We start from the raw sequence: 6,505 nt of genomic DNA, 5'->3' as shown, positions 1-6,505 counted from the left end.
AGTTCAGTCGGTTAGAATACCTGCCTGTCACGCAGGGGGTCGCGGGTTCGAGTCCCGTCCGTTCCGCCACTTATTAAAAGCCCTGAGCTAACGCTCAGGGCTTTTTTCTTATCTATTGCTTAATTATTGCGAAATTAGCAAAAATCCTCTGCGTTTTGCGCTCTTTTTCTCTATAACAACGCCAGCGATAATCTTCCTCAGTTTACGAACATAATGATTGAGGAACAGTATGACTCTCCCTGCATTTGGTCTGGGCACTTTCCGCCTGAAAGACGACGTTGTTATCGCATCGGTTAAAACCGCACTCGAGCTTGGCTATCGCGCCGTTGATACGGCACAGATCTATGAAAACGAAGCTGCCGTCGGACAAGCCCTTGAAGAGAGCGGTGTGTCGCGTAATGAACTGTTTATCACCACGAAAATCTGGATTGAAAACCTCAGTAAGGACAAGCTGATCCCTAGCCTGAAAGAGAGCCTGAAAAAACTGCGTACTAACTATGTAGATCTGACGCTGATCCACTGGCCATCACCGAATGATGCCGTCTCAGTCGAAGAATACATGCAGGTGCTGCTGGAAGCGAAAAAGCAGGGCTTAACCCGTGAAATTGGTATCTCCAACTTCACCATTCCGCTGATGGAAAAAGCCATTGCCGCTGTTGGCGCAGAAAATATTGCGACCAACCAGATCGAGCTATCTCCCTACCTGCAAAACCGCAAAGTCGTGGACTGGGCAAAACAGCATGGGATCCACATCACCTCATACATGACGCTGGCCTATGGTAAGGCTCTGAAAGATGAGGTGATTACGCGCATCGCGGAGAAACATAACGCGACCGCTGCACAGGTCATTCTGGCATGGGCAATGGGTGAAGGTTACGCGGTGATCCCATCATCCACTAAACGTGAAAACCTCGCCAGCAACCTGCTGGCAGCGGATCTTCATCTGGATGCGGACGATAAAAGAGCGATCGCAGCGCTGGAGTGCAACGATCGCCTGGTCAGCCCGGAAGGTTTAGCCCCTGACTGGGATTAAGTTTGACCCACCCTCTGTAGTCTGAACCCTCACACAGCTCCTCCGGGAGCTGTTTTTATATGTTCACTCAGGAAGTCAATAAAAGCGCGAATCCGCGTACTCACCGCTCTGTCGCTGTAATACACCGCGCTAAAGGGCATCTCGACCGGCAAACGTTTATCCGCCATCAGCTCCACCAGTTCACCTCGTGCAATTTCCTTGTCAATCATATAGTCAGACAGGCACGCGATGCCGTTTCCTTCAAGACACAGCTGCTTCAGCGTTTCCCCGCTGTTAGAGGATAACCCGCAGGTAATTTCATGGAGCTGGCCATCATGACAGGCGACAGGCCAGGTGTTCAGCGAAACCGGCTCCGTAAAGCCCAGGCAGATATGTTGCTTCAGCTCTTCAACCGTCTCCGGTTTACCATGTTCGGCAATATACTCTGGCGATGCGATAATTTTGCGGTAGCTGGCAAACAGAGGGCGGGCACGCAGGCTTGAATCTGTCAGGGTCCCCGCCCGGATAGCCACATCCACTTTACGCTCAATGAGGTTAATAAACGTCTCTGAAGAGACCAGAGAAAGCGTCATCTCAGGATAGCGTTCGCGAAAAGGCTTGATCAGCGGCATCAAAAAGTGAAGCACGACCGGCGTGGCCGCATCAATGCGCAGCAACCCACGCGGCGTGCTGCGGGTTTCCATAATCTCCGTCTCCGCCGCGGCCATCTCCTGCAGTACCGACTGCACGCGGCGGAAATAACGCTCTCCTTCTTCCGTCAGGCTCAGCTGCCGCGTCGTTCGGTTGAGCAGGCTCACGCCCAGCTTCATCTCCAGCTTTTTTACCGATCGGCTTATGGCGGAATTAGCCTGTCCCAGCTGTTCGGCCGCGCGGCTAAAGCTGCCGCTTTCAACGACGGCGACAAAGATTGTCAGCTCTTCTGACGTTGCTTTCATTATTGCACCACCCGCAAAATTCTATTGATATTTTGATCATTTTTGTTATTTAAGCACTGGCCCATACTGCCTGTCATCTTAATCCTGATGATACGGAGTATTTTATGCCACTGGCGCTACTTGCCCTGACGATCGGTGCCTTTGCAATTGGCACGACCGAATTCGTTATTGTGGGACTGGTTCCCACCATTGCTAATCAGCTTGCGATCTCGTTGCCTTCCGCCGGGTTGCTGGTCTCTATCTACGCTCTGGGCGTCGCCGTCGGCGCGCCCGTGCTGACGGCCCTCACCGGACGTTTCCCACGTAAGCAGCTATTAGTTGCATTAATGGTGCTGTTCACCGCCGGAAACATGCTGGCCTGGCAGGCGCCGAACTACGGCACCCTGGCGATCGCTCGTCTGTTGACCGGCCTCGCGCACGGTGTGTTCTTCTCGATTGGTTCCACCATTGCAACCAGCCTGGTTCCCAAAGAGAAAGCGGCTTCAGCCATTGCGATCATGTTCGGTGGGTTGACGGTTGCACTCGTCACGGGCGTACCGTTGGGAACGTTTATCGGACAACACTTCGGCTGGCGTGAAACGTTCCTTGCCGTCTCCTTATTGGGCGTTATTGCCCTGGTGACCAGCCTGCTGCTGGTGCCGTCGACTATTCCTGGCCGGGCCAGCGCAAGCCTGAGCGATCAATTGAAGGTCCTTACGCATCCGCGTTTGCTGATCATCTACGCGGTTACGGCGCTTGGCTATGGAGGCGTATTCACCGCCTTCACCTTCCTTGCTCCGATGATGCAGGACCTGGCAGGCTTCTCCCCCAACGCCGTGAGCTGGATTTTGCTGGGATACGGTATTTCCGTGGCCATTGGCAATATCTGGGGCGGCAAGCTTGCGGATAAGCATGGTGCGGTACCGGCGCTGAAATTCATCTTCGCCGCGCTGGTTGTTCTGTTGATGATTTTTCAGTTCACGGCTTCGATACAGTACGCCGCGCTGGTCACCGTACTGGTCATGGGGATTTTCGCCTTTGGCAATGTGCCCGGGCTTCAGGTCTACGTTGTACAGAAAGCCGAGCTTTATACGCCAAATGCGGTGGATGTGGCTTCCGGTCTGAACATTGCCGCTTTTAATATTGGGATCGCGCTGGGCTCCCTCATTGGTGGGCAAACGGTCGAACACTTCGGATTAACCCAGACCCCATGGATTGGCGCGGTGATTGTTCTGGTCGCCTTCCTGCTGATAGGCCTGAGTGGGCGCCTTGATAAGCCCCCCCGCGTCGCGCTGGGGTAACATCAGTAAGCGCTTGCTTACAAAACTGGAAAGCGGTTTCTCAGAAATTGCGTTGAAAGTATGACCTAAAGTCCCTATAACATTAGAACCAGTCCGTTTTCCGGACTGGTTCATGTTACAGAGGCTGTTTCCAAAAGTGCGAAAAAATACCTATGCCATGCGTTATGTTGCCGGAATGCCCGCGGAGAGGATCTTGCCTCCGGGATCGTTTGCGAGCATAAGCCAGGCATTACCCGCCGGCACGCCGTTAAGCAGCGATGAAAAAATCCGCGTGCTGGTGTGGAATATCTTCAAGCAGCAGCGCGCCGAGTGGTTATCGGTACTCAAGAATTTTGGCAAAGATGCCCATCTGGTTCTGCTCCAGGAGGCGCAAACCACCCCTGAGCTGGTACGGTTTGCCACGACCAACTATCTTGCCGCCGACCAGGTGCCTGCATTTGTCCTGCCACAACACCCCTCAGGCGTGATGACGCTTTCTGCTGCGCATCCGGTCTACTGCTGCCCGCTGCGTGAGCGCGAGCCTATATTGCGTCTGGCGAAATCGGCGCTGGTGACGGTCTATCCGCTGCCGGATACCCGAATGCTGATGGTGGTGAACATCCACGCGGTAAACTTCAGCCTGGGCGTGGATGTTTATAGTAAGCAGTTACTTCCTATCGGCGATCAGATAGCGCATCACAGCGGGCCCATCATTATGGCAGGCGATTTCAATGCCTGGAGCCGCCCGCGCATGAATGCGCTGTATCGCTTTGCGCGCGAAATGTCGCTGCGTGAAGTGCGTTTTAGCGATGACCAGCGCAAAAAAGCCTTTGGTCGTCCTCTCGATTTTGTCTTCTATCGTGGGTTGAACGTGCACGACGCCTCTGTTCTGGTGACGCGCGCCTCCGACCACAACCCTCTACTCGTTGAATTCAGTCCCGGCAAACCTGATAAATAATGGTGCGTCAGGTCTGCCGTGGGGCAGGCCTTCGCGGGTGCTGCCCTTTATTTATCACTCACAAAGGACAGTACGATGACAACAACACGCTCCCATCATGACAACGTAGAAAAACAGTTTGGTTCTCAGGCAAGCGCCTATCTGAGCAGCGCCGTACACGCTTCCGGTCGCGATCTGGCGCGTCTCGGTGAACGTCTGGCAGCGTTCCCGCAGGCGCACGTGCTGGATTTAGGCTGTGGGGCAGGGCATGCCAGCTTTACGGCCGCGCAGCAGGTCGCGCACGTTACCGCGTATGACTTATCCAGCCAGATGCTGGACGTCGTTGCCGAGGCGGCGAAAGCGAAAGGGCTGAACAACATTGATACGCGGCAGGGCTATGCCGAATCCTTGCCGTTTGACGATGCGTCGTTTGAGGTGGTGATTAGCCGGTATTCCGCGCACCACTGGCATGATGTCGGCCAGGCATTACGCGAGGTTAAACGTGTCCTGAAGCCGGGCGGCACCTTCATTATTATGGATGTGATGTCACCCGGACATCCGGTGCGCAATATCTGGCTGCAGACGGTAGAAGCGCTGCGCGATACTTCGCACGTGCAAAACTACGCCAGCGGAGAGTGGTTGTCGCTTATTACTGAAGCGGGGCTGATCGCGCGCGCGTTGATTACCGACCGCTTACCGCTGGAGTTTAGCTCCTGGATCGCGCGTATGCGCACCCCGGAAGCATTAAGCCAGGCGATCAGGCTCTATCAGGAAAGCGCGTCCGCGGAGGTAAAGGCGTACTTTGAACTGCAGGACGATGGCTCATTTACCAGCGACACCATCATGGCTGAAGCGCAAAAGGCGGGATAAACAAAAAAGGCACCGAGGGGAATCGGTGCCTTTTTATCTTTCGATCGCGTTATCAGGAGTCTGGCGTGGCGCTATTCTTCACAAACAGCGTCAGCTGGTCGCCAGGTTTCAGATTGTCAGTATCATTGTTCCAGCGCATCACATCCTTGATGTTCACACCGTGTCGTTTTGCGATACTGGACAGCGAATCGCCCTTGCGCACGCGATAGGTAATGCTATCGCTATTGCTGGCGAGACGCTGTGCGCTGCTGCCTGCACCTACCGTCAGAGTTTGACCCACTTTCAGACCTGAACTGCGCAGGTTATTCCACTGCTGCAGATCTTTCGCCGTCACGCCGAGACGTGATGCAATGCCCGAAAGCGTATCACCTGAACGAACCTTATAGCTGCGGCTATTGACCGATGATGCATCCGCGATCAGCGTTGACTGAACGGCGGCGATTTCACCAGAAGCTAAAGACTCACGTAACCGATCGGCATGTTTCTGCGGAACCATTACATACTGCGGGCCACTTGCCCCCAGGGTTGAGCCTTTAACGCCAGCATTAAAGGTTTTCAATTTACTTACCGACATACCCGTCATATCAGCAACCTGTTGGATATCAACCGGATTGCTGAGGCGAACGCGCGCCAGTGCACGACTTTCGTCTGGTGTTGGCAGTTGCACACCGTAACGCTTGCTGTTCTTGAGAATATCGCTCAAGGCCAGCATCTTCGGTACGTAAATCTTCGTTTCCTGTGGCAGTGAGAGCGACCAAAAATCGGTGGATTTACCCCGTGCTTTATTCGCTTTCATTGCCTTCAGTACACGACCTTCGCCACTGTTATACGCTGCGACCGTTAACAGCCAGTCGCCGTCAAACATCTTGTTAAGACGTTGCATCATGTCGAGAGCGGCTGTCGTTGAAGCGACAACATCGCGACGCGCATCATAGTTGCGGGTCTGTTTCAGACCATAGTTTCGCCCGGTGCTCGGAATGATCTGCCAAATGCCTGCGGCATTGGCGCCAGACGTCGCGTGTGGGTCAAAAGCGCTCTCCACTATGGGTAGGAGTACCAGCTCCATAGGCATGTTACGTTTCTTAACTTGCCCGGCTATCCAGTACATATACGGCTCTGCCCGTAACGTTACATCGTGGAGATAGCTCTTATTACTTAAATACTTCTGTTTCTGTTCGCGAATCCGGGTATTTTCCGGAATTCCCATCTTTAGCTCGTCGCCAATAGAGGTCCACAAGTCTTGATCCTGCGCGAAAGATGTTCCATCGTCCATCCAGCGCGCCGAACTTGCAAACTTCCCTGCTTCCCCTTGACCAGCTGCAGAAAGGCTCTGTGCGTGCTGTTGTACGTTGCTGCCGTTCTGCGACTGGCAACCTACAAGCAGGACAGAGGCGAGTAATATCGCTTTTGCCTTCATGTGTGTGTCAATAGTTGCTTAAAAGACGAGCGATGATAACGGCGAAATTTTGAA

Annotated in this window: 6 protein-coding genes; 4 read left to right on the top strand and 2 right to left on the bottom strand. The window is 53.8% G+C overall.

Translation table 11 applies throughout. From position 1 onward, the window contains the following. Window positions 1–229: 229 nt before the first annotated feature. Window positions 230–1,033 (top strand): 2,5-didehydrogluconate reductase DkgB, encoded by an 804-nt coding sequence (gene dkgB / locus L6R44_RS21515; protein ID WP_237425373.1) that lies wholly within the window; start codon window positions 230–232, stop codon window positions 1,031–1,033. Between the two features lie 29 nt (window positions 1,034–1,062). On the opposite strand, the gene yafC is transcribed toward dkgB, so the two are convergent. After that, window positions 1,063–1,968 carry a DNA-binding transcriptional regulator YafC gene (yafC, locus tag L6R44_RS21510; protein ID WP_237425372.1) on the bottom strand — a complete coding sequence of 302 codons (906 nt, stop codon included), beginning with the start codon at window positions 1,966–1,968 and terminating at the stop codon, window positions 1,063–1,065. Between the two features lie 104 nt (window positions 1,969–2,072). Between yafC and L6R44_RS21505 the strand changes: the two genes are divergently transcribed. The 3 genes from L6R44_RS21505 to L6R44_RS21495 all read left to right on the top strand — a co-directional run bounded on the left by L6R44_RS21505 (window position 2,073) and on the right by L6R44_RS21495 (window position 5,034). Then, window positions 2,073–3,248 (top strand): MFS transporter, encoded by a 1,176-nt coding sequence (locus tag L6R44_RS21505; protein WP_237425371.1) that lies wholly within the window; start codon window positions 2,073–2,075, stop codon window positions 3,246–3,248. A 136-nt stretch (window positions 3,249–3,384) separates the two neighbouring features. Further along, the gene (locus tag L6R44_RS21500) at window positions 3,385–4,185 is read left to right on the top strand and encodes an endonuclease/exonuclease/phosphatase family protein (protein ID WP_032642466.1); all 801 of its coding nucleotides are present in this window, start codon (window positions 3,385–3,387) and stop codon (window positions 4,183–4,185) included. Window positions 4,186–4,260: 75 nt separating this feature from the next. After that, window positions 4,261–5,034 carry a class I SAM-dependent methyltransferase gene (locus L6R44_RS21495; RefSeq protein ID WP_237425370.1) on the top strand — a complete coding sequence of 258 codons (774 nt, stop codon included), beginning with the start codon at window positions 4,261–4,263 and terminating at the stop codon, window positions 5,032–5,034. A 52-nt stretch (window positions 5,035–5,086) separates the two neighbouring features. On the opposite strand, the gene mltD is transcribed toward L6R44_RS21495, so the two are convergent. Then, window positions 5,087–6,451, bottom strand: a complete 1,365-nt coding sequence (mltD, locus tag L6R44_RS21490; RefSeq protein ID WP_237425369.1) for a murein transglycosylase D — start codon at window positions 6,449–6,451, stop codon at window positions 5,087–5,089. Window positions 6,452–6,505: the final 54 nt, after the last annotated feature.

The organism is Enterobacter cloacae complex sp. ECC445 (genome assembly GCF_021892025.1).
GTDB classification, from domain to species: domain Bacteria; phylum Pseudomonadota; class Gammaproteobacteria; order Enterobacterales; family Enterobacteriaceae; genus Enterobacter; species Enterobacter chengduensis.
Note: the sequence above shows the minus strand (reverse complement) of the source record. Positions and strands in the feature narration are given on the sequence as shown.